This window comes from Acinetobacter baumannii, assembly GCF_009759685.1.
GTDB classification, from domain to species: domain Bacteria; phylum Pseudomonadota; class Gammaproteobacteria; order Pseudomonadales; family Moraxellaceae; genus Acinetobacter; species Acinetobacter baumannii.
In genome coordinates this window covers 539,101-560,929 of the sequence record NZ_CP046654.1, presented here as the reverse complement: position 1 = coordinate 560,929, position 21,829 = coordinate 539,101, and the positions used below count along the sequence as shown (strand labels likewise).

Below are 21,829 nucleotides of genomic sequence, written 5' to 3'. Positions count from 1 at the left end.
AAACTAAATAGGGCATCGTCAGCTTAAGTGCTATGCTATCGTCAATTTCTTTTTAAAGTCAGGTAACACACAATGAGTGCATTAGATTTAGACCAATTAAGTGAATATCTAGATGGAGACCACAATGAGTATGGTCTAGACTTTGCTGCAACTCATGGATTTTTGTGTGCAATTGCAGTAGGTCCTCAGTTTGACCGTTGGTTAGATGAATTGTTCGAAGGTAACCAGAAAAAGGTTCCGGCTGAAATTATTCAACAAATCAAGGTTTGGCTAGAGTCGATTCGTCAAGATTTAGCAAATGAAAATGGGATTGAATTTCCATTTGAAGTTGAAGAAGCTGACGTTGAATCAAGCCTAGGTGATTGGAGTGTAGGGTTTGTTGATGCAATGTTCTTAAACGAAGAGGCATGGTTTGCCCCTGAGTATGAAGAACAATTGGTTGATTTGACTTTACCGATCATGGTTTTTAGCGGAATTGATGAAGAAGATCCACAGATGGAATCTTTCCGTCGCAATGGACAGTTAATGGATGAACTGGCAGAAGAAATCCCAGATAATTTGAATGAGTTATATTTGATGTACCATACTCCAAATTAATTTATTAGAAGAAATAATAAATAACGTCCTTTCTAGGGCGTTTTTTATTGTCAGAATTTATCTATATGAATTAAAAAAGGCATTTAGAAAACTAAATGCCTTTTTTGAAAATCTATTAAATCTTATAGACGTTTACGTTTAGCGGCAGCAATTTGTGATTGGCGCATACGGAAACCAGCTTTTTGTTTTTCAGTGGTTTTATCAATACAATACAAGCAAGAAACACCATGTTCATAGCTTGGTAGCGCAGACTCTTCAGGAGTTAAAGGCCAGCCACAAGCATGACATTTAATGTTTGCACCTTCTTCAACACCATGCGTTACAGCAGTACGTCCATCAAATACGAAACATTCGCCTTCCCAAAGGCTTTCATCAGGAGGAGTTTCTTCTAAATATTTAAGAATACCGCCTTTAAGGTGGTAAACCTCTTTAAAGCCTTCTTGAAGAAGTAAAGAAGTTGATTTTTCGCAGCGAATACCACCCGTACAGAACATCGCGATTTTCTTATCTTTATGTTGTTCTAACTCTTTTTTTACATATTCAGGAAATTCGCGGAAAGTTTCTGTTTTTGGGTCAATCGCCCCCTTGAAAGTTCCGGCTTTATATTCATAGTCATTACGTGTGTCGATTAGAATCACATCATCACGTGCAATAAGCTCATTCCATTCTTTAGGATCAAGATAGTGACCCACTAAATCACGAGGTTTTACTTCAACGCCTAAAGTCACGATTTCTTTTTTAAGCTTGATTTTCATTTTACGGAAAGGTTTGTCAGAACTATGGGATTCTTTATATTCCATAGCGTTAAAACCTTCGTTTAACAAAAATTGATGAATCGTATCAATTGCCTCACGGTCCCCAGCAACGGTGCCATTAATTCCTTCACCTGCTACAATCAGAGTTCCGCAAAGGTTAATTGTTTTCACTAAGTCTAAAAGACGTTGTTGAAGATCAGCTGGATCTTGAACTTCTTTAAATTGATATAGTGCTGCAACAACCCAACCCGCGGTCGCTTGCTGTTCTACAGGTGCAAGCTGTTCTACAGTAGCGTTCATGGAAAACTCCAAATGTATTAAGATAGAAATTTAAGGCGCATATTTTAGCGCGAAAATTCGTAATAAGCGAGAAAACCATAAAAAGTATATGGTTTATTTAAGGAGTCTGTTTTGAGTAGTGATCATCGAATGCTCTCTCTCACCCCATGTGCAGGGCGTTGTTCAACAGTTTTTGGTGATCAGGTATGTCGTGGTTGTCGCCGCTTTAACCATGAAGTAATTCAATGGAATACCTATACGGCAGAGCAGCGTTTAGCTGTCTGGAAGCGTTTAGATGATCAATTGGATCAGATTTTGGTACCTATGTTGCCGCAGGCGAATCTACAGCATGTAGAAGGATTTATATTAGGTAAACGTGTCAGGTTAATGGAAGGGGCGAGTAAAGGGCGTAAACTCTACCATGCCTTAAAAATATGTGAAAAGAATAAGCATTTAGCTCATGACAGTGGTTTAGGGATTTCAGAAGCGCAAGTTAAACAAGTATGGACTGAGTTTGAAAGACGTATTTTAGCTTTGGCCAAAGCAAGTTATGAGTTGGCTTGGCTAAGAGCTGATGGTATTAGTCATCACTTATTAAATATGTTTGAAGAAGAATAACTTTTAAAACTTATTTATAAAAAAAAGCTGCCATTAGGCAGCTTTTTTACATTAATATTCTTTCGAATATTAACGCTTGATGTCACGTTGCACTTCACCAGTGTAAAGCTGACGAGGACGACCAATTTTGTAAGGACCGCTGTGCATTTCTAACCAGTGACTGATCCAGCCAACTGTACGTGCAAGAGCGAAGATAACGGTAAACATTTCTGTTGGGATACCAATCGCTTTAAGGATGATACCAGAGTAGAAGTCTACGTTAGGGTAAAGTTTACGTTCAACAAAGTACGGGTCGTTCAATGCAATACGTTCAAGTTCCATAGCAAGCGCTAATTGAGGATCATTGATACCTAATGCTTCAAGAACTTCGTCACAAGTTTGCTTCATCACTTTAGCGCGTGGATCGAAGTTTTTGTAAACGCGGTGACCGAAGCCCATAAGTTTAACTTCTTTGCGTTTAACTTTTTCCATGAACTCAGCAACATTTTCAACGCTACCGATTTCATCAAGCATTTTAAGAACTGCTTCGTTCGCACCACCGTGTGCAGGACCCCAAAGAGCAGAGATACCAGCAGAGATACACGCATATGGATTCGCACCAGTAGAACCAGCAAGACGAACTGTAGAAGTAGACGCGTTTTGTTCGTGGTCAGCGTGAAGCGTAAAGATACGATCCATTGCACGAGCAAGAACAGGGTTTACTTTGTAGTCACGGTCTGCAGGAGTTGCAAACATCATGTGTAAGAAGTTTTCCGCGTAATTTAAGTCATTACGTGGATAGATGAATGGCTGACCTACAGTATATTTGTAGCTCCAAGCAGCAAGCGTTGGAATTTTAGCAATCAAACGAATCGCAGTAATTTCGCGGTGGTTGATGTCTTCAATGTCAAGGTTGTTGTGATAGAAAGCAGATAATGCGCCTACTACACCAACCATGATTGCCATAGGGTGAGCATCACGACGGAAACCATTGAAGAAACGGCTAACTTGATCATGAACCATAGTATGAGCACGAACTTTCGCATCGAACTCAACTTTTTGTTCAGCAGTTGGTAACTCGCCATTTAATAATAAATAACAAGTTTCAAGGTAGTCTGCTTGAGTCGCTAACTGGTCAATCGGGTAACCGCGGTGTAATAAAATACCTTTGTCACCATCGATAAATGTGATTTTAGACTCGCATGAAGCTGTCGCCATAAAACCAGGATCAAAAGTAAAGTGACCTGAGGCCAATACATCTTTAACGTCGATTACATCGGGACCTAATGTGCCACTGTAAATTGGTAATTCAATTTCTTTGCCATCAAGATGTAATACGGCTTTTTTGCCAGTTGCTTCAGACATTCAATAGATCTCCTGTCCTGGTGAATGATTATCTGACTCGAAATCCTAATTTTCTCATGTGCGAATCAGACGGTGTCAAAATTTGCTATAAGATTAGTGAGTACTGAAATTTTGTCAATTATACTTATGGATAAAAAATGACGTTCCCACAGAGAGTTAGTCATCAAGACCCGAGCAAAAAAAGTCAGTAAAATCACTGCATCGGGATGGTATCATAAGTCAATTCAAGAAGAACGTGCAGAAAAAAATGAAGCGTGAGTACAATTGTAAGCAAATTTTTAAATAAAAATTAAGAATAGGGTAACGTTATAAAATGCCAATCCGATTAAAAAAATCATAAAACTCAGACTGTAATTTTAAATTGTGATTCAAAAATCGCCACATTATCACTATTTGATAATTCCAAAAGTTGTCTTTTTTTTAAGTTTAATTGTTTAAAAAATAGCTCATTGAACGGTCTAGAAAAAATTAAAACTCATTTTTTGTAAAAATAGTGATCATTGTTAACAGTCAAGTAGCACTTTATTTCTTTTGATATAAATACGGATAATCCCTCTTTATAGATAAAACCGAATAAAATTAGCAGGTAAGAAGTAGTTTTATTTATATTTTTGTCTTGAGTTGATGATTTATTAACTTTATCTTTAGTCTAAAATGCACTTATTTTAAATAAAACTGTAGAAAAGCAATTTTTTATAAAAGATGAGATTAAACAAGCACATGTTTTGTTTAATCTTAACTTCGGGATAGGGAAGGATGCTGTTTGGCTATGTGAATGATTCTTATTTGATGAGTTTTTGCGGAAAAGCCAAAGTCGATTGTTTGTATTTTGATATTTCGCGTTTTATAATTCAGTGTCGTTTATAGGTTAGGCATGAGCTGTGCTTGCCTAACAATGCCAGCTTTCCTTGGAATTAATTCAACAAACTCCGGTCGGAGTTTCTACCTACAGGATGCCCGCTGTGAAAAGCAACAGACCTGTCAATTTGTCCATGGGTCAGGTGTTAGCGGTAAATTTACGCTCACCCGTGGCTATTGCATCAATTTTACACCGTTTATCAGGTGTCATCGTTTTCTTATTAGTACCAGTTCTCTTATGGATCCTAGATAAATCATTATCTTCACCAGAAGGATTTGACTACGTTAAAAATGTCGTTTTTGGAAATATCCTCGTACGTTTTGTTGTGTGGGTATTTGTAGCCGGCTTGATTTTCCACTTTATTGCTGGGGTTAAGCATTTGCTTGCAGATCTAGGTTTTGCTGAAGAACTGCAAAGCGGTCGTATTGCAGCGACAATTTCATTGATCTTATCTGTGGTAGCCATTATCGCAGCCTTTGTATGGATTATGTTCTAATGAAAAGTGCTACAGGTTTAACAGGTTCAGGTTCTCGTGATTGGTTTATCCAGCGTGTAAGTGCTGTGGTATTGGCAGCTTATACTGTTGTTCTTTTTGGTTGGATCCTCTGCAAAGGCGGATTTGACTATCAACAATGGGCTGGCTTCATGATGACATTACCAATGAAGATTTTCTCTTTATTGGCAATTTTGTCGCTTATCGCACACGCATGGATTGGTATGTGGCAGGTTTTTACTGACTATGTCACTACTCGTCAAATGGGTCCTTCAGCGAAAGGTTTACGCCTTGTACTGACTACGGCTGTCATTATTGCAGTGTTTGTGTACGCAATCTGGGGTATCCAGATTTTCTGGGCGAATTGATAGGAAGATATCATGGGCGCGATAAACCCTAAAGAAGATTATTCAAATATTCAAAACCTCACTTTCGATGCTGTTATCGTTGGTGGTGGTGGTTCTGGTATGCGTGCATCTTACCAACTTGCTCAAGCAGGTTTGAAAGTTGCAGTACTTACTAAAGTTTTCCCAACACGTTCACATACAGTTGCTGCTCAGGGCGGTATTGGTGCGTCGTTAGGTAACATGCAAGAAGATAACTGGCATTTCCACTTTTACGATACAGTAAAAGGTTCTGACTGGTTAGGTGACCAAGACGCAATCGAATTTATGTGTCGTGAGGCGCCAAAAGTTGTTTATGAACTTGAACACTTAGGTATGCCGTTTGACCGTAACGCTGATGGTACAATTTACCAACGTCCATTCGGTGGTCACTCTGCAAACTATGGTGATAAACCAGTTCCACGTGCTTGTGCTGCTGCCGACCGTACTGGTCACGCTTTATTGCACACGCTTTATCAAAGCAACGTGAAAATGGGTACTCAATTCTTCGTTGAGTGGATCGCTCTTGATTTGATCCGTAACGAAGCAGGTGATGTACTCGGTGTAACTGCAATTGACCAAGAAACTGGTAACATTGCAGTGTTCCAAGCAAAAGCAACATTATTTGCAACTGGTGGTGCTGGTCGTGTTTACCGTGCATCAACAAATGCTTATATCAACACTGGTGACGGTCTTGGTATGGCTGCTCGTGCTGGTATTCCATTACAAGATATGGAATTCTGGCAATTCCACCCTACAGGTGTTGCGGGCGCAGGCGTATTGTTGACTGAGGGTTGTCGTGGTGAAGGTGCGATCCTTCGTAACAAAGACGGCGAACCATTCATGGAGCGTTATGCACCAACTTTAAAAGACTTGGCTCCGCGTGACTTCGTATCACGTTCTATGGACCAAGAAATTAAAGAAGGTCGTGGTTGTGGTCCAAAAGGTGATTATATCTTGCTTGATATGACTCACTTGGGTGCTGACACAATTATGAAGCGTTTACCATCTGTATTTGAGATTGGTAAAAAATTCGCAAACGTGGACATCACTAAAGAACCAATTCCAGTAGTACCAACAATCCATTATCAAATGGGTGGTATTCCTACGAATATGCATGGTCAAGTGTGCTTACCAGAGCCTGGTACAGACAACTACACTAAACCTGTAAAAGGTTTCTATGCAATCGGTGAGTGTTCATGCGTATCAGTACATGGTGCGAACCGTTTAGGTACTAACTCACTTCTTGACTTGGTTGTATTTGGTAAGGCTGCTGGTGAGCACATTATCGATTACGTAACTAAGCATCATGGTGATGAATATGCGCCGCTTCCAACAAATGTATTAGAGCAAACTTTAGCTCGTGTACGTAAATTGGATGAATCAACTTCTGGCGAAAATGCTCAAGAAGTTGCTGATGCAATTCGTGATATCGTTCAAGACCACGCAGGTGTATTCCGTACTCAAGCATTGCTTGATAAGGGTGTTAAAGAGATTCTTGCTCTTGAACCACGCGTGCGTAACATCCACTTGAAAGATAAATCTAAAGTATTTAACACTGCACGTGTTGAAGCGCTTGAAGTTGAAAACTTATATGAAGTTGCAAAAGCTACATTAATTTCAGCTGCTGCGCGTAAAGAATGTCGTGGTGCGCATACGGTAGTTGATTATGAATTACCAGCTGATCACCCAACTTATTCATACGGTCGCCGTGATGATGAGTGGATGAAACATACTTTATGGTATTCATCAGATAACCGTTTGGAATATAAGCCAGTGCGCTTCAAGCCGTTAACTGTTGATCCAATTCCACCAGCACCACGTACATTCTAATCGGGAGTATAAAGATGAGTAGAGGTACTCGTACATTCGAAATCTACCGCTATGATCCTGATAAGGATAAAGCGCCGTACATGCAAACTTTCAAGCTTGAATTGACTGATAAGCACCGTATGTTGCTTGATGCATTGCTTGCTTTGAAGGTTCAAGACGAAACTTTAACATTCCGTCGTTCTTGCCGTGAAGGTATTTGTGGTTCTGATGGTGTGAATATTAATGGTAAAAATGGTTTGGCTTGCTTGCAAAACCTTAACGATTTACCAGAGAAAATCGTAATTCGTCCATTACCTGGTTTGCCGGTTGTTAAAGATTTGGTTGTTGATATGAACCAATTCTATGATCAGTATGACAAAATTCAGCCATTCTTGATCAATAACCAACCTGCTCCACCTAAAGAGCGTTTGCAATCTCCTGAAGAGCGTGAACACTTAAATGGTTTGTATGAGTGTATTCTTTGTGCATGTTGTTCAACTTCATGCCCATCATTCTGGTGGAACCCTGATAAATTCTTGGGTCCTTCAGCGTTGTTGAATGCATATCGTTTTATTATCGACTCTCGTGATACTGCAACTGCAGAACGTTTGGCTCGTCTTGACGATCCGTTCAGTTTGTTCCGTTGTAAAGGTATTATGAACTGTGTGTCAGTATGTCCTAAAGGTTTGAATCCAACAAAAGCAATCGGTCATATCCGTAATATGTTGTTAGATCAAGCGGGTTAATTCTGCGCAAATAGAGAACGCACATCCTTGATGTGCGTTTTTTTTTAATTTTATAATACGTGTCTTATACTTTAGTCGGTAAAAGAGGGGTTTTTATATAAAGCACCATATATTAATAGATAAAATTGGATATGTATTTCGCCAATTTATAGATGGTATGTGTCAAAAAAATCAATCGTTCGTTAAGAACATGATACGATTTGCCACAAAGTTATAGGTGAAAAAAGCGTATACTAGTGAAATTAAATTAAGTGGCACGATCTTAGATCTGTGCTTAATTTTTATGGTTAAAGTCATTTTAGAAAAGTTAATTTTAAAGTTAATTTTTCTAAAAAGATTTGCAAAAAATTGCTCGGTTTTTTATCGAGTATAAGGTGAGTGATGATGCCATTGAGGGCGTTGTGATTCATTAATTACCTATGGAGTTTTCTCTCTAGGTAGTATGACGCCCCATGGTCTTGAAGACCTGTTGGGTAAGTAGTGTCATTTTTACCAATTTGACATTATGCATCATGGGTATGCTTAAAAGGCAGCCTGTAATATTTTTTGCAATAGGAAATGGGTCCACAAATGCAAGAAGTTGCTGACGCATTGCGTCTTGACACTGAACTTTCCGCTGATAGTGCAGCGTATATTGAAGAACTTTACGAGCAGTACCTGACTTCCCCAACCTCCGTCGCTGAGGACTGGCGCCAATATTTCGATAAATATCCAAAGGGTGACCAACCACACAGCGCTGTGCGTGAGCAATTCCTATTACTAGGACGTAATGCTAATCGTGTTCAACCTGTTGTACAAAGTACTGTAAGTACTGAACATGAGCGTCGTCAAATTGGCGTTTTACAACTCATTGCTGCTTATCGCAATCGCGGACATCAAAAAGCTAAGTTAGATCCGTTAGGTCTTGCTAAGCGTGAAGATATTCCTGATTTAGATCTTTCAGCACACGGTTTAACCAAATCAGATTTAGACACAGTATTCAACACAGGCAATCTTGAGATCGGTAAAAGCGAAGCAACGCTTGCTGAGATGATTGAAGCAATGGAAGCAATCTATTGTGGTTCGATCGGTGTTGAATATATGCATATCGTGGACACAAAAGAGAAACGTTGGATTCAACAGCGTCTTGAAAGTGCCCGTGGTAAATTCAATTTCTCAAATGAACAAAAGAAAGGCTTCTTAGAGCGTTTAACCGCTGCTGAAGGCTTAGAAAAATATCTCGGTAATAAATACGTCGGCGCTAAACGTTTTGGTGTTGAAGGCGGCGAATCTTTTATTCCTATGGTAAATGAGATTATCCAGCGTGCTGGTGCCGTAGGTTGTAAAGAAGTTGTTATCGGTATGCCACACCGTGGTCGTTTGAACCTTCTTGTTAATATTATGGGTAAAAACCCTGCGGACTTATTTGGTGAGTTCGAAGGTAAAGCACTTCATAAGAAAGGTTCTGGTGACGTTAAATACCACCAAGGTTTCTCAAGTAATGTAATGACTCCAGGTGGTGAAGTTCACTTGGCATTGGCATTTAACCCATCTCACTTAGAAATCGTTGGTCCTGTAGTCGAAGGTTCTGTACGTGCGCGTCAAGTACGTCGTAGAGACATCGGCGGTGATGACGTATTACCAGTTATTGTTCATGGTGATGCTGCATTTGCAGGTCAGGGCGTGAACATGGAAACCTTCCAGATGTCACAAACTCGTGGCTATACGGTTGGTGGTACAGTTCATATTATTGTGAACAACCAAGTTGGTTTCACAACTTCTGATCCACGTGATGCGCGTTCGACAGAATACTGTACAGACGTTGCTAAAATGATTCAGGCTCCTATCTTCCATGTAAATGGTGATGATCCTGAAGCTGTTATCTTTGCTACTCAATTAGCACATGATTTCCGTCACGAATTCCGTAAAGATGTAGTCATCGATTTGTTCTGTTACCGTCGTCGCGGCCATAACGAAGCAGATGAGCCATCTGGTACACAACCATTGATGTATCAAGTGATTGCTAAGAAAGCAACTACTCGTACACTTTATGCTGATCAATTGGTACAAGAGAAAGTACTTGACCGTGCTGAAGCTGACCAAATGGTTGAAGATTATCGTGCTGATTTAGAAGCGGGTAATCATGTAGCGAATGCTTTGATTCTTGAACCGAACACTAAAATGTTTGTAGATTGGACTCCATATTTGGGCCATGAATATACAGACGATTGGGATACTTCATTTGACATAAACCGCCTTAAAGAATTAGGCGAGGGCATGAGCAAGCTTCCTGAAGGGTTTGTAATGCAGCGTCAGGTTCAAAAAGTAATTGAAGACCGCGTGAAAATGCAAACTGGTGAAACTCCATTGAACTGGGGTGCAGCAGAAACTTTAGCTTATGCAACTTTATTAGATGAAGACTATCTAGTTCGTATTACTGGTGAAGACGTGGGTCGTGGTACCTTCTCACACCGTCATGCAAAATTGCATAACCAAGTTGATGGTTCAACTTACATTCCTCTTTGCCATGTGAAAGAGAACCAACCACGTTTTGCGATTTACGATTCTCTTTTATCTGAAGAAGCAGTTCTTGCGTTCGAATATGGTTACGCAACTACAATTCCTAAGAGCTTGATTATTTGGGAAGCACAATTTGGTGACTTCGTAAACTGTGCTCAAGTTGTGATTGACCAGTTTATTGCTTCTGGTGAGACTAAGTGGGAGCGTGTTTGTGGTTTAACAATGTTGTTACCACACGGTTTCGAAGGTCAAGGTCCAGAGCACTCTTCAGCTCGTTTAGAACGTTTCTTACAGTTATGTGCTGAAGACAACATGCAAGTGATCACTCCAACGACACCTGCACAGATTTTCCATGCATTACGTCGTCAGGCTGTACGCCCAATTCGTAAGCCATTAATCGTAATGTCACCGAAATCTTTACTTCGTCATAAACTTGCGACTTCTACTTTAGAAGAGCTAGCACATGGTTCATTCCAAACTGTAATTGACGAAATCGATCAAATTAACAAGTCAGATGTAACTCGTCTTGTACTTTGTGGCGGTAAAGTTTATTACGACTTACTCGAAAAACGTCGTGAACAAAACTTAACTAATGTTGCAATTGTACGTATTGAACAGTTGTATCCATACCCAGAGCAACGTCTTGCGGAAATCTTGGCTGCTTATCCAAATGTGAAAGAACTCGTTTGGGCGCAAGAAGAGCCGAAGAACCAAGGTGCTTGGTTGTTTATCGCACCGCGTTTATATGACGATATCTTAAAATCTGGCAAACAAATCCGTATCAGTTTTGCAGGTCGTGAAGCTTCTGCTGCACCAGCTTGTGGCTCACCGTACTTGCATGCAAAACAACAAGCTCAGCTAATTAATGATGCATTGGCAATCGAAGCTGAACAATCAGGAGATTCTCAATAATGGCAACCGAAATTAAAGCACCGGTATTCCCAGAGTCTGTTGCAGATGGAACCATCGCAACTTGGCATAAAAAGGTGGGTGAACCTGTATCACGTGATGAAGTAATCTGTGATATTGAAACCGACAAAGTTGTTTTAGAAGTTGTTGCTCCTGCAGATGGTAGCTTGGTTGCAATCATTAAAGGTGAAGGCGATACAGTTCTTTCTGACGAAGTTATTGCTCAATTCGAAGCTGGTGCTGGCGCAGCGGCTGCTGCTCCTGCGGCAGTAGAACAAGCAGTTGCTCAGACTCAAGCTGGTGCTGCTCCTGTTGTTGAGCGTAACGAAACTGTATCTGATCAAGCTCCTGCAGTACGTAAAGCGTTAACTGAATCTGGCATTGCTGCTTCTGACGTACAAGGTACTGGTCGTGGTGGTCGTATCACTAAAGAAGATGTTGCGAACCATCAAGCTAAACCAGCTGCTAACGTTACTCCATTAAGCGTTGCTGTTGGCGAACGTATCGAAAAACGCGTTCCAATGACTCGTTTACGTAAACGTGTAGCTGAGCGTCTTCTTGCAGCTACTCAAGAAACAGCAATGTTAACTACATTTAACGAAGTTAACATGAAGCCAATCATGGAATTACGTAAGCAATATAAAGATGCTTTCGAAAAACGTCATGGTGCTCGTTTAGGCTTCATGTCATTCTTCGTTAAAGCAGCAACTGAAGCGCTTAAACGCTACCCAGCTGTAAATGCTTCAATTGATGGCGATGATATCGTTTATCACGGTTACTACGACATCGGTGTTGCAGTATCTTCTGATCGTGGTCTTGTTGTACCAGTATTGCGTGATACTGACCGTATGAGCTATGCAGAAGTTGAAGCAGGTATTGCTGCTTACGCTGCTAAAGCACGTGATGGTAAATTATCTATCGAAGAAATGACTGGCGGTACTTTCACAATCACTAACGGTGGTACTTTCGGTTCATTACTTTCAACTCCAATTTTGAACCAGCCGCAAACTGGTATCTTGGGTATGCATAAAATCCAAGAACGTCCTATGGCGGTAAATGGTCAAGTTGAAATCTTGCCAATGATGTACTTAGCGCTTTCTTATGACCACCGTATGATCGATGGTAAAGAAGCTGTAGGTTTCTTGGTAGCAATCAAAGAATTGTTAGAAGAACCAGCTAAACTCATTCTTGATCTTTAATTTCTTCGAATAAATACCTACCAGGGTAGAGTAATCCTCTATCCTGGTTTATGGAGATAAAAATGTCTCAACAATTTGATCTTGTTGTCATTGGCGGTGGTCCTGGTGGTTATGAAGCTGCGATTCGCGCTGCTCAACTAGGCTTCAAAGTCGCTTGTATTGAAAAACGTATTCACAACGGTAAGCCTTCTTTAGGTGGTACTTGCTTAAACGTAGGTTGTATCCCTTCTAAAGCTTTGCTTGATTCTTCTCATCGTTATGAAGATACAGTGCATCATTTAGCTGATCACGGTATTACAACTGGTGAAGTGAATTTCGATCTTGCAAAACTTCTTGCTCGTAAAGACAAAATTGTTGACCAATTAACTGGCGGTATTGATCAATTGCTTAAAGGCAACGGTATCGAGTGGTTAAAAGGTACAGGTAAATTACTTGCTGGTAAAAAAGTTGAGTTTGTTCCACATGAAGGTGAAACTCAAATTTTAGAACCTAAATACGTAATTCTTGCGTCTGGTTCTGTGCCTGTAAATATTCCTGTAGCTCCTGTAGATCAAGATATTATTGTTGATTCAACTGGCGCATTAAACTTCCCTGAAGTACCTAAGCGTTTAGGTGTAATTGGTGCAGGTGTAATCGGTTTAGAACTTGGTTCAGTATGGCGTCGTCTTGGTGCAGAAGTTGTTGTATTTGAAGCAATGGATGCATTCTTGCCAATGGCTGATAAAGCACTTTCTAAGGAATATCAAAAAATCTTGACTAAACAAGGTTTAGATATCCGCATTGGTGCAAAAGTATCTGGTACTGAAGTAAACGGTCGTGAAGTGACTGTTAAATACACTCAAGCTGGTGAAGACAAAGAACAAACGTTTGATAAGTTAATCGTTTGTGTTGGCCGTAAAGCTTATGCTGAAGGTTTATTAGCTGAAGATTCAGGTATTAAATTAACTGAACGTGGTTTAGTTGAAGTAAATGATCACTGTGCAACTTCTGTAGAAGGTGTATATGCGATTGGTGACTTAGTGCGCGGTCCAATGCTTGCTCATAAAGCAATGGAAGAGGGCGTAATGGCTGTTGAACGTATCCACGGTCATGCAGCTCAAGTAAACTATGACACAATCATTTCTGTTATCTATACACACCCTGAAGCGGCGTGGGTTGGTTTAACTGAAGAGCAAGCTAAAGAAAAAGGTCATGAAGTAAAAACTGGTCAATTCGGTTTTGCTGTAAATGGTCGTGCTTTAGCTGCTGGTGAAGGTGCAGGTTTTGTTAAGTTTGTTGCTGATGCAAAAACTGACCGTTTATTAGGTATGCATGTGATTGGGCCTGCGGCATCTGATATCGTTCACCAAGGTATGATCGCACTTGAATTTGTATCTTCTGTTGAAGATCTTCAGTTGATGACTTTTGGTCACCCAACATTCTCTGAAGTTGTTCATGAAGCTGCACTTGCTGTAGATGGTCGTGCAATTCACGCGATTCAACGTAAGCGTAAATAAAATAAAGAGCGGTCCTCCGCTCTTTTTCACATTCGATGGTGTGATTAAAAAATCATCAAGTTGATAGACGTAGACAGCAATTTGCTTATACAACATGAGAATGTTGCGCAAATTGAAGACAACAAACAAAGTTAAGTAGGTAACTAAATGAACTTACATGAGTATCAAGCTAAAGCGTTATTGAAAGAATATGGTATGCCGGTACAAGAAGGTATCTTGGCAACCAATGCAGACGAAGCAGTTGCTGCATTTGAACAGCTTGGTGGTAAATTCGCTGTAATGAAGGCGCAAGTTCATGCTGGTGGTCGTGGTAAGGCTGGTGGCGTTAAAGTTGCAAAATCTAAAGAAGATGTTATCGAATTTGCAAACAATATCATTGGTACTCGTCTTGTAACGTATCAAACAGATGCAAATGGTCAACCAGTAAACAGCATCATTGTTGCTGAAGACGTATATCCAGTTGAGCGTGAGCTTTACTTGGGCGCGGTTGTAGACCGTTCTAGCCGTCGTATTACTTTCATGGCTTCTACAGAAGGTGGTGTAGAAATCGAGAAAGTTGCGGAAGAAACTCCAGAAAAAATTATCAAAGTTGAAGTTGATCCATTAGTTGGTTTACAACCATTCCAAGCACGTGAAGTTGCATTTGCTTTAGGTTTGAAAGACAAACAAATCGGTCAATTCGTGAAAATCATGACAGCTGCTTACCAAGCATTTGTTGAAAATGATTTCGCTTTATTTGAAATTAACCCACTTTCAGTTCGTGAAAATGGCGAAATTTTATGTGTAGACGCGAAAGTAGGTATCGACTCTAACGCGCTTTACCGTTTACCTAAAGTTGCTGCTTTACGTGACAAATCTCAAGAGAATGAGCGTGAGTTAAAAGCATCTGAATTTGATCTTAACTATGTTGCTTTAGAAGGTAACATTGGTTGTATGGTTAACGGTGCTGGTCTTGCAATGGCAACTATGGACATCATTAAACTTTATGGTGGTCAGCCTGCAAACTTCCTTGATGTTGGTGGCGGTGCAACTAAAGAGCGTGTAATCGAAGCGTTCAAAATCATTCTTGCTGATACGTCTGTACAAGGTGTTTTAATCAACATCTTCGGTGGTATCGTACGTTGTGACATGATTGCTGAAGCAATTATTGCAGCGGTTCAAGAAGTAAATGTAACTGTTCCAGTGGTTGTTCGTTTAGAAGGTAACAACGCTGAGTTAGGTGCGAAATTACTTGATGAATCTGGTTTGAAATTAATTTCTGCGAACGGTTTGTCTGATGCCGCAGAAAAAGTTGTAGCTGCAGTTAAAGCGTAAGGGGAGTATCAATCATGAGCGTATTAATTAATAAAGACACTAAAGTATTGGTACAAGGTTTTACTGGTAAAAACGGTACTTTCCACTCTGCACAAGCTTTAGACTACGGTACAAAAGTTGTTGGTGGTGTTACTCCAGGTAAAGGTGGTACAACTCACCTTGACTTACCAGTATTCAACACAATGAAAGAAGCTGTACGTGAAACAAATGCAGATGCATCTGTAATCTATGTACCAGCTCCATTCGTTTTAGACTCAATCGTTGAAGCGGTTGATTCAGGTGTTGGCCTAATCGTTGTGATCACTGAAGGTGTTCCAACAATCGACATGCTTAAAGCAAAACGTTATTTAGAAACTAACGGTAACGGTACTCGTTTAGTTGGTCCTAATTGCCCAGGCGTGATCACTCCGGGTGAATGTAAGATCGGTATTATGCCTGGTCACATCCACCAACCAGGTCGCATTGGTATCATCTCACGTTCAGGTACATTGACTTATGAAGCTGTTGCTCAAACAACTAAGCTTGGTTTAGGTCAGTCTACTTGTATCGGTATCGGTGGTGACCCAATCCCAGGTATGAACCAAATTGAAGCTCTTCAATTGTTCCAAGACGATCCAGATACTGATGCAATTATCATGATCGGTGAGATCGGTGGTACAGCGGAAGAAGAAGCTGCTGAATTCATCAAATCTAACGTGACTAAACCTGTAGTAGGTTACATCGCTGGTGTAACTGCGCCTAAAGGTAAGCGTATGGGTCACGCTGGTGCGATCATTTCTGGTGGTCAAGGTACTGCTGAAGAGAAATTCGCTGCATTTGAAAAAGCAGGTATGGCTTACACTCGTAGCCCAGCTGAGCTTGGTTCAACTATGTTGCAAGTATTAAAAGAGAAAGGTTTAGCTTAATTGCTTCCTTGAATCTTTAAAAAATACCGCATCTGAAAAATGATGCGGTATTTTTTTTGTATTATTGAAAAGTTAAATAAAATTGATACAAGGAATAATTTGGTTAAAAAAAGACAAAAAAATACGCAATGATTGGGGTGATCACTGCGTAGAACAACGAATCTGTTAAAAACAGTTTCGGCTTAAGGAGAAATGTCGTGAGGTTCATATCAACCTACTCAAGTTATATTAGTGACGCATTCTTATTTGTTCATTAAGGTTCACGTTAATTAGTGTTACTTCACGTTAAAAGGGTAAAAGCGTGTGAATCATAATAAATATATAGAAATTCTAAAAAATTAAATTGTTGAATCTAAAAATAATTATAAAAAAAGCCCCGTAGGGCTTTTTTGATTTATATCTTTAATATAAAAAATTAGAACTTAAATAAGCCTAAGCCATCTTTAACTTCGTCTAAAGTCTGCTGGGTAATGATTCGACATTTATCAGTACCTTGGCGTAAAACATCCATAATGTAGTCAGGATCTTTAGCAAGTTCTTCACGACGTTCACGTATAGGTGTAATTAATTCTTTTAGTACACCTTCAAGACGTTTTTTAACTGTACCATCACCAAGACCACCACGGCGGTAGTGTGCTTTTAGCTCTTCAACTTCTTCTTTATTTGGGTCAAATGCATCTAAATAAGTAAATACAATGTTTCCTTCAACTTGACCCGGATCTTCAATGCGAAGATGATTTGGATCGGTATACATCGCATTTACAGCTTTTTTAATGTCTTTGTCAGAAGCATTTAGAACAATGGTATTGCCTAATGACTTAGACATTTTCGCTTTACCATCAAAACCAGGTAAACGAGCCATATTAGAAAGCAATGCTTTACATTCAGGTAAAAGGTCTTGACCAATTTGACGGTTTACACGACGCACGATTTCGTTAGTTTGCTCAATCATTGGAATTTGATCTTCGCCTACTGGTACTACAGTCGCTTTAAAAGCCGTAATATCAGCTGCCTGTGCTACAGGGTAGCAAAGGAAACCGGCAGGAATATCACGTTCAAAACCACGCATTTGAATTTCAGATTTGATGGTTGGGTTACGCTCCAAACGAGCTACAGTTACAAAGTTAAGATATAACATTGTAAGCTCATTCAGTGCAGGCAAGCATGACTGTACACAAATTGTGGTTTTAGTTGGATCAATGCCTACCGCTAAATAGTCTAGAGCAACTTCTAAAATGTTACGGCGTACTTTATCTGGGTTATCGGCATTGTCTGTTAACGCTTGTGCATCTGCTAATAAGAGATGTTGATGATGGCTATCCTGTAGACCTACACGAGAACGCAAAGAACCGACAAAATGCCCGAGGTGAAGTTGTCCGGTTGGGCGGTCGCCTGTCAAAATAATTGGACGCTGATCAACATTACTCATTATTTATTCCACTATGGTATTGGCTTAATCAGGGATAATAAGCCCTGCAATATAAAAGATTGGCATTATTGTACGGGAAATAAAATTTTTTCGTCAGCAATTGGGTAAACTTTTCTTAAAATAATATTGTGAATTTATTCAGTAAAATTACAAAAATTGAAAAAAATCATCTTACAATAGTTTAATAAATACAAACCTGGATAAGAAATGGCAAGTGGCTTACTTTTACTACTAGATGATATTGCAACAATTTTAGATGACGTCGCCTTAATGAGCAAAATGGCAGCAAAAAAAACTGCTGGTGTTTTAGGTGATGATTTGGCTTTAAATGCACAACAGGTTACAGGTGTCCGTGCTGATCGCGAATTACCGATTGTGTGGAAAGTTGCTAAAGGCTCCTTTGTTAATAAGCTCATTTTAGTTCCTCTAGCTTTATTAATTAGTGTGATTGCTCCTTGGTTGATTAATCCTTTATTAATGCTTGGCGGGCTATTCTTATGTTATGAGGGTGTTGAAAAAGTTCTTCATACCATTACCCATAAAAAAGCCTCAACCTCAGAAGAAGCACAAAAAGAGTTTGATAGTGAAGAGTTAGACTTGGCAACTTTTGAAAAAGATAAAGTGAAAGGAGCTATTCGTACAGACTTTATTTTGTCAGCTGAAATTGTGGTTATTTCTTTAGGTACTGTGGCAACTGCAACTTTAATGACTAAAGTTAGTGTCCTCAGCATTATTGCAGTTGTGATGACGATCGGCGTTTATGGTTTGGTCGGCATGATTGTTAAAATTGATGACTTGGGTCTATATTTAACAAAACAGGCTGCTTCTTTTAAACAAACTATTGGTCGCGGGCTGCTTGCATTTGCGCCACTTTTAATGAAGTTATTGTCTATCGTCGGCACTATTGCGATGTTTTTGGTAGGTGGAGGGATTATTAATCATACGATTCCTTTACTCCATCATGTCACTGAAAATACAGTTGACCATGTGGAAACTATACCTGCTGTAGGCAACATCATTGGTGCTTTAACCCCAACGCTTATTAACTTTGCAATAGGAATTGTTGCTGGTGCAATAGTATTGCTTGTTGTTAGCTTGATACAAAAAATGTGGCCAAAAGCTTCTAGTTAATCAGGCCATCTACAAAGAAGAGGGAAATTATGCGTTGGAGAGATCGTCGAGTCAGTACCAATGTTGAAGACCGTCGAGGCGGAGGCGGTGTTAGGGCAGGTGGTATTAGTATTATTGGTTTGGTTGTGGCATTTGTTGCATGGAAATTTTTTGGCGTTGACCCCCAACAAGCATATCAGGCAACGCAGCAGGTTACTGCTTCGCAACAATCAAATGCAACTGCACCCGAAAGTTTAACCGCCGAGCAAAAGGAAGCTTCTGATTTTGTTGGAACAGTATTAGCCGATACAGAGGATACGTGGACACCTATTTTTAAACAGTTAGGTAAAACTTATACGCCACCAAAATTAGTCTTGTTTAATGGGATGATTCAGTCAGGCTGTGGCACAGCTCAGTCTGCAATGGGTCCCTTTTATTGCCCGGCAGATCAGAAGGTTTATATCGATACAGAATTCTTCAAAGATATGCGTGAGCAGATGGGAATATCTGGTGAACAAAATCAGACAGAATTATCGAGACAAGATCAGGCAGGGGACTTTGCCCAAGCTTATGTGGTTGCCCACGAAGTAGGACATCATGTTCAAACTTTGCTTGGTATTTCATCTCAAGTGCAACAGGCTCGTGCACAAGTCAGTCAAAGAGAAGGTAATCAGTTATCTGTACGTCAAGAATTACAAGCTGACTGTTTAGCGGGTATCTGGGCCAATCATAATCAACAGCGTACTCAGTTTTTAGAGCAGGGGGACGTCGAGGAGGCAATGGATGCCGCGCAAAAAATTGGAGATGACTACTTACAAAAACGAGCAACAGGACAAGTCGTTCCGGATAGCTTTACTCATGGTAGTAGTGAACAGCGAATGCACTGGTTCCAAGTCGGTTTAAAAACCGGTGATATTAACCAATGCGATACTTTTAATAATTCTATCTAAATTTATAAATAAGATGAGTTTACAAGGTGTTTAAGTAGGCTCATCTTTTTAATCATCCCTTCTACATAATTAATGTTAAGAAATTTAACTAATTGATAGAATGATTAACGTAATTCGTTAAACTTGTATTCCAACTTTTTAATTGCTTGGGCACACATGAGGTGTCTATTTTCTCGTTCTGTTCAGTTCAGCTGTCTAGATTTTTTATTTGGTCATTGACCCAGAAGAAGGGTGTTCATGGGTAATTTTTTCTTATTACAAGCATTTACGGTTGTATTTGCCTTATCAATTGCGACCACCATATTTAATAAACGTATTTTGGGCTTTCCTCAGGCTATCGGCGTACCTCTTGTTTCTGCGATTTTTGTCTTCATTTTGCAATGGGGAGCCAGTCTTTTAAATGGTAATCAATTCATTACGATCAATATTCATAATATTGAGGAAGCAGTACGTCACATCGATTTCTATGATTTTTTAATTAATGGTGTTATTTGCTTTATTCTGACATCTTCAGCACTTAAATTTAAAATTTCAGATCTAAGAAGCTATTGGAAACAGATTAGTATTTTGGCCACTATTGCCTTGGTAATCTGCGCTGTATTGTTTGGTAGCTTACTTTACGGTTTCCAATTGTTAGTTGGGCATCATGTACCAATTTTGGTTCTTCTATTATTAGGTGCAGCATTAGGTGCAACAGACCCGATCGGTATCAAAGGTGTTTTAAGTTCAATTCGTGCTCCTCATCATCTCATTGTTAAATTAGAAGGAGAATCTTTATTTAACGATGCGATGTGTATTGCCTTATTTATGACATTACTGAATGTTTTACAGGGTGAACATTTTTCATTGGTTGCGACATTAGAAGCTTTGCTTTATGAAATTGTGGTAGCTGTTGGTATTGGGTGGGCATTTGGGATAGGTACTTTACGCTTATTACGTGGTAAACACGAAATGGAATCCCTGATTTTAACAACTGCATTACTTGCAAGTGGAGCATATTTGGTGGCTCTATTTGCCCATGCATCTGCACCGATTGCCTGCGTCATTGGTGGTTTAATCGTCGGCAATAAATGGAAAGAAATTCGTGAAGAGCGTGAGATCAGAGAGGTTAACCATTTTTGGCATACGGTAGAAGGGATTATCAATTCATTCTTATTTACTTTAATTGGCCTTGAGTTATTTATTCTTGACTTAAACTTTAGCCTGATTTTAGGTGGAATAGTTGCTTTCTTTATTCTGCATATTTCTCGTTTTGCCGCCAACTTTATGTCTTTTGCTTTCTTCCCAACAATGCGTAAGACCAAAAGTTACAATGGTAGTTTAACTATTTTATCTTGGGGTGGTGTTCGAGGAGGGATTTCACTCGCTTTAATTTTGGCGGTCGCGAATATTCCGGCGCTGAGTCCTTATAGTAGTATTCTGATTGGATATACCTTTATTAGCGTATTGTTATCTGGTGTAGTGTGTGGACTTGGCCTTCCTGCGGTAATGAATGCGTTTTATTACAATCCTAATGAAGAAACGGAAGGGCTTAAAGGCTTTTATCAAAAGCTATGCCATAAAATGAATCGCCGTGGCTTTCAATATATAGTTGGAGAAGATGCATTAGGAAGAGAAACAATTACTATCTTTAACCCAGATGTTATTGTTGATCAAAAAACAGAAGACGGGATCGCAACCATGCATGATCCAAATAAGTTACAAGAAGTAAAACGTTTTGAAAGTCCCGATAATTTCTAAAAGTAAATAAAAAATAATTTTTATTTGAATATAAAAATGAGGCTTTAGTGTAATAGTAAAATATTATATAAAGCCATTTTTTTTTCTATATATATCATTATTAATATATTTTATTTTATTGAGATATTAAAACTTGTTATATAAAAATTTAAATTAAAATAATTTTCAATGAATGTTCAATAATAAGAAACTAATTTTGTTTTATATATAAAACAGTTAATAAGCTTGTTGAATAAATTATAAGTAGAAAAATCAGATTTTTATTTATATAAAATTTGTATTAATTAATTTTTTTTCTTTGAGTACTTTAGTATTTGTTTTTTTTATTTTAAAGTGTTTAATGTAAAAATGATCACATTACTTAATGTTTTTAAGTTGTAGGTCAAAAACTC

At 39.2% G+C, this 21,829-nt stretch carries 17 protein-coding genes and 1 pseudogene; 15 read left to right on the top strand and 3 right to left on the bottom strand.

Features of this window, described 5'->3' with window-relative positions; translation table 11 throughout:
• Positions 1-72: 72 nt before the first annotated feature.
• Complete coding sequence (locus GO593_RS02565; protein ID WP_001274941.1) at positions 73-597, top strand: YecA/YgfB family protein; 525 nt, start codon at positions 73-75, stop codon at positions 595-597.
• 122 nt (positions 598-719) lie between these two features.
• Here GO593_RS02565 and trhO read toward each other — a convergent pair whose 3' ends face one another.
• Entirely contained in the window at positions 720-1,652 is a 933-nt protein-coding gene (gene trhO / locus GO593_RS02560; RefSeq protein ID WP_000994655.1) for an oxygen-dependent tRNA uridine(34) hydroxylase TrhO, read from the bottom strand.
• 111 nt (positions 1,653-1,763) lie between these two features.
• Between trhO and GO593_RS02555 the strand changes: the two genes are divergently transcribed.
• A complete protein-coding gene (locus GO593_RS02555) occupies positions 1,764-2,249 on the top strand; it encodes a DUF1289 domain-containing protein (RefSeq protein ID WP_001984862.1) in 486 nt (161 codons plus the stop codon).
• Positions 2,250-2,318: 69 nt separating this feature from the next.
• Here the strand turns inward: GO593_RS02555 and gltA are convergent, their stop codons facing one another.
• Positions 2,319-3,593, bottom strand: coding sequence for a citrate synthase (gltA, locus tag GO593_RS02550; RefSeq protein WP_001287579.1), 1,275 nt, complete (start codon positions 3,591-3,593; stop codon positions 2,319-2,321).
• A 953-nt stretch (positions 3,594-4,546) separates the two neighbouring features.
• Between gltA and sdhC the strand changes: the two genes are divergently transcribed.
• The 10 genes and pseudogenes from sdhC (at position 4,547) to sucD (ending at position 16,208) form a co-directional block, all read left to right on the top strand.
• A complete protein-coding gene (gene sdhC, locus GO593_RS02545) occupies positions 4,547-4,948 on the top strand; it encodes a succinate dehydrogenase, cytochrome b556 subunit (RefSeq protein WP_001984863.1) in 402 nt (133 codons plus the stop codon).
• Positions 4,948-5,313 (top strand): succinate dehydrogenase, hydrophobic membrane anchor protein, encoded by a 366-nt coding sequence (sdhD, locus tag GO593_RS02540; protein WP_000833672.1) that lies wholly within the window; start codon positions 4,948-4,950, stop codon positions 5,311-5,313. Before sdhC ends, sdhD begins: the two co-directional genes overlap by 1 nt.
• A 12-nt stretch (positions 5,314-5,325) precedes the next feature.
• Positions 5,326-7,161, top strand: a complete 1,836-nt coding sequence (gene sdhA / locus GO593_RS02535) for a succinate dehydrogenase flavoprotein subunit (RefSeq protein WP_000500957.1) — start codon at positions 5,326-5,328, stop codon at positions 7,159-7,161.
• 14 nt (positions 7,162-7,175) lie between these two features.
• Positions 7,176-7,886, top strand: coding sequence for a succinate dehydrogenase iron-sulfur subunit (locus GO593_RS02530; protein ID WP_000086385.1), 711 nt, complete (start codon positions 7,176-7,178; stop codon positions 7,884-7,886).
• A gap of 283 nt (positions 7,887-8,169) precedes the next feature.
• Positions 8,170-8,299 (top strand): annotated as a pseudogene (locus GO593_RS02525) (hypothetical protein).
• A 157-nt stretch (positions 8,300-8,456) separates the two neighbouring features.
• Positions 8,457-11,297 carry a 2-oxoglutarate dehydrogenase E1 component gene (locus GO593_RS02515; RefSeq protein WP_001984866.1) on the top strand — a complete coding sequence of 947 codons (2,841 nt, stop codon included), beginning with the start codon at positions 8,457-8,459 and terminating at the stop codon, positions 11,295-11,297.
• Entirely contained in the window at positions 11,297-12,493 is a 1,197-nt protein-coding gene (gene odhB / locus GO593_RS02510; RefSeq protein ID WP_000179879.1) for a 2-oxoglutarate dehydrogenase complex dihydrolipoyllysine-residue succinyltransferase, read from the top strand. Before GO593_RS02515 ends, odhB begins: the two co-directional genes overlap by 1 nt.
• A 62-nt stretch (positions 12,494-12,555) precedes the next feature.
• Positions 12,556-13,989 (top strand): dihydrolipoyl dehydrogenase, encoded by a 1,434-nt coding sequence (gene lpdA / locus GO593_RS02505; RefSeq protein ID WP_000082610.1) that lies wholly within the window; start codon positions 12,556-12,558, stop codon positions 13,987-13,989.
• A gap of 147 nt (positions 13,990-14,136) precedes the next feature.
• A complete protein-coding gene (gene sucC, locus GO593_RS02500) occupies positions 14,137-15,303 on the top strand; it encodes an ADP-forming succinate--CoA ligase subunit beta (RefSeq protein WP_001048573.1) in 1,167 nt (388 codons plus the stop codon).
• Positions 15,304-15,317: 14 nt separating this feature from the next.
• The gene (gene sucD, locus GO593_RS02495; protein WP_000114637.1) at positions 15,318-16,208 is read left to right on the top strand and encodes a succinate--CoA ligase subunit alpha; all 891 of its coding nucleotides are present in this window, start codon (positions 15,318-15,320) and stop codon (positions 16,206-16,208) included.
• Positions 16,209-16,623: 415 nt separating this feature from the next.
• Here the strand turns inward: sucD and trpS are convergent, their stop codons facing one another.
• Positions 16,624-17,637 (bottom strand): tryptophan--tRNA ligase, encoded by a 1,014-nt coding sequence (trpS, locus tag GO593_RS02490; RefSeq protein WP_000072941.1) that lies wholly within the window; start codon positions 17,635-17,637, stop codon positions 16,624-16,626.
• A gap of 207 nt (positions 17,638-17,844) precedes the next feature.
• Between trpS and GO593_RS02485 the strand changes: the two genes are divergently transcribed.
• The 3 genes from GO593_RS02485 (at position 17,845) to GO593_RS02475 (ending at position 21,437) form a co-directional block, all read left to right on the top strand.
• Positions 17,845-18,768 (top strand): DUF808 domain-containing protein, encoded by a 924-nt coding sequence (locus tag GO593_RS02485; RefSeq protein WP_000146247.1) that lies wholly within the window; start codon positions 17,845-17,847, stop codon positions 18,766-18,768.
• A gap of 29 nt (positions 18,769-18,797) precedes the next feature.
• Positions 18,798-19,697 (top strand): KPN_02809 family neutral zinc metallopeptidase, encoded by a 900-nt coding sequence (ypfJ, locus tag GO593_RS02480; RefSeq protein WP_001267652.1) that lies wholly within the window; start codon positions 18,798-18,800, stop codon positions 19,695-19,697.
• 237 nt (positions 19,698-19,934) lie between these two features.
• Complete coding sequence (locus GO593_RS02475; RefSeq protein WP_000526259.1) at positions 19,935-21,437, top strand: cation:proton antiporter; 1,503 nt, start codon at positions 19,935-19,937, stop codon at positions 21,435-21,437.
• Positions 21,438-21,829 lie beyond the last annotated feature (392 nt).

Coding starts and splice junctions, on each gene's coding strand:
- trhO (WP_000994655.1), bottom strand. CDS start 1,652: ATGAACGCTACTGTAGAACAGCTTGCACCTGTAGAACAGCAAGCGACC.
- GO593_RS02530 (WP_000086385.1), top strand. CDS start 7,176: ATGAGTAGAGGTACTCGTACATTCGAAATCTACCGCTATGATCCTGAT.
- sdhA (WP_000500957.1), top strand. CDS start 5,326: ATGGGCGCGATAAACCCTAAAGAAGATTATTCAAATATTCAAAACCTC.
- GO593_RS02515 (WP_001984866.1), top strand. CDS start 8,457: ATGCAAGAAGTTGCTGACGCATTGCGTCTTGACACTGAACTTTCCGCT.
- sdhD (WP_000833672.1), top strand. CDS start 4,948: ATGAAAAGTGCTACAGGTTTAACAGGTTCAGGTTCTCGTGATTGGTTT.
- odhB (WP_000179879.1), top strand. CDS start 11,297: ATGGCAACCGAAATTAAAGCACCGGTATTCCCAGAGTCTGTTGCAGAT.
- gltA (WP_001287579.1), bottom strand. CDS start 3,593: ATGTCTGAAGCAACTGGCAAAAAAGCCGTATTACATCTTGATGGCAAA.
- trpS (WP_000072941.1), bottom strand. CDS start 17,637: ATGAGTAATGTTGATCAGCGTCCAATTATTTTGACAGGCGACCGCCCA.
- GO593_RS02565 (WP_001274941.1), top strand. CDS start 73: ATGAGTGCATTAGATTTAGACCAATTAAGTGAATATCTAGATGGAGAC.
- sucD (WP_000114637.1), top strand. CDS start 15,318: ATGAGCGTATTAATTAATAAAGACACTAAAGTATTGGTACAAGGTTTT.
- ypfJ (WP_001267652.1), top strand. CDS start 18,798: ATGCGTTGGAGAGATCGTCGAGTCAGTACCAATGTTGAAGACCGTCGA.
- sdhC (WP_001984863.1), top strand. CDS start 4,547: ATGCCCGCTGTGAAAAGCAACAGACCTGTCAATTTGTCCATGGGTCAG.
- sucC (WP_001048573.1), top strand. CDS start 14,137: ATGAACTTACATGAGTATCAAGCTAAAGCGTTATTGAAAGAATATGGT.
- GO593_RS02485 (WP_000146247.1), top strand. CDS start 17,845: ATGGCAAGTGGCTTACTTTTACTACTAGATGATATTGCAACAATTTTA.
- lpdA (WP_000082610.1), top strand. CDS start 12,556: ATGTCTCAACAATTTGATCTTGTTGTCATTGGCGGTGGTCCTGGTGGT.
- GO593_RS02475 (WP_000526259.1), top strand. CDS start 19,935: ATGGGTAATTTTTTCTTATTACAAGCATTTACGGTTGTATTTGCCTTA.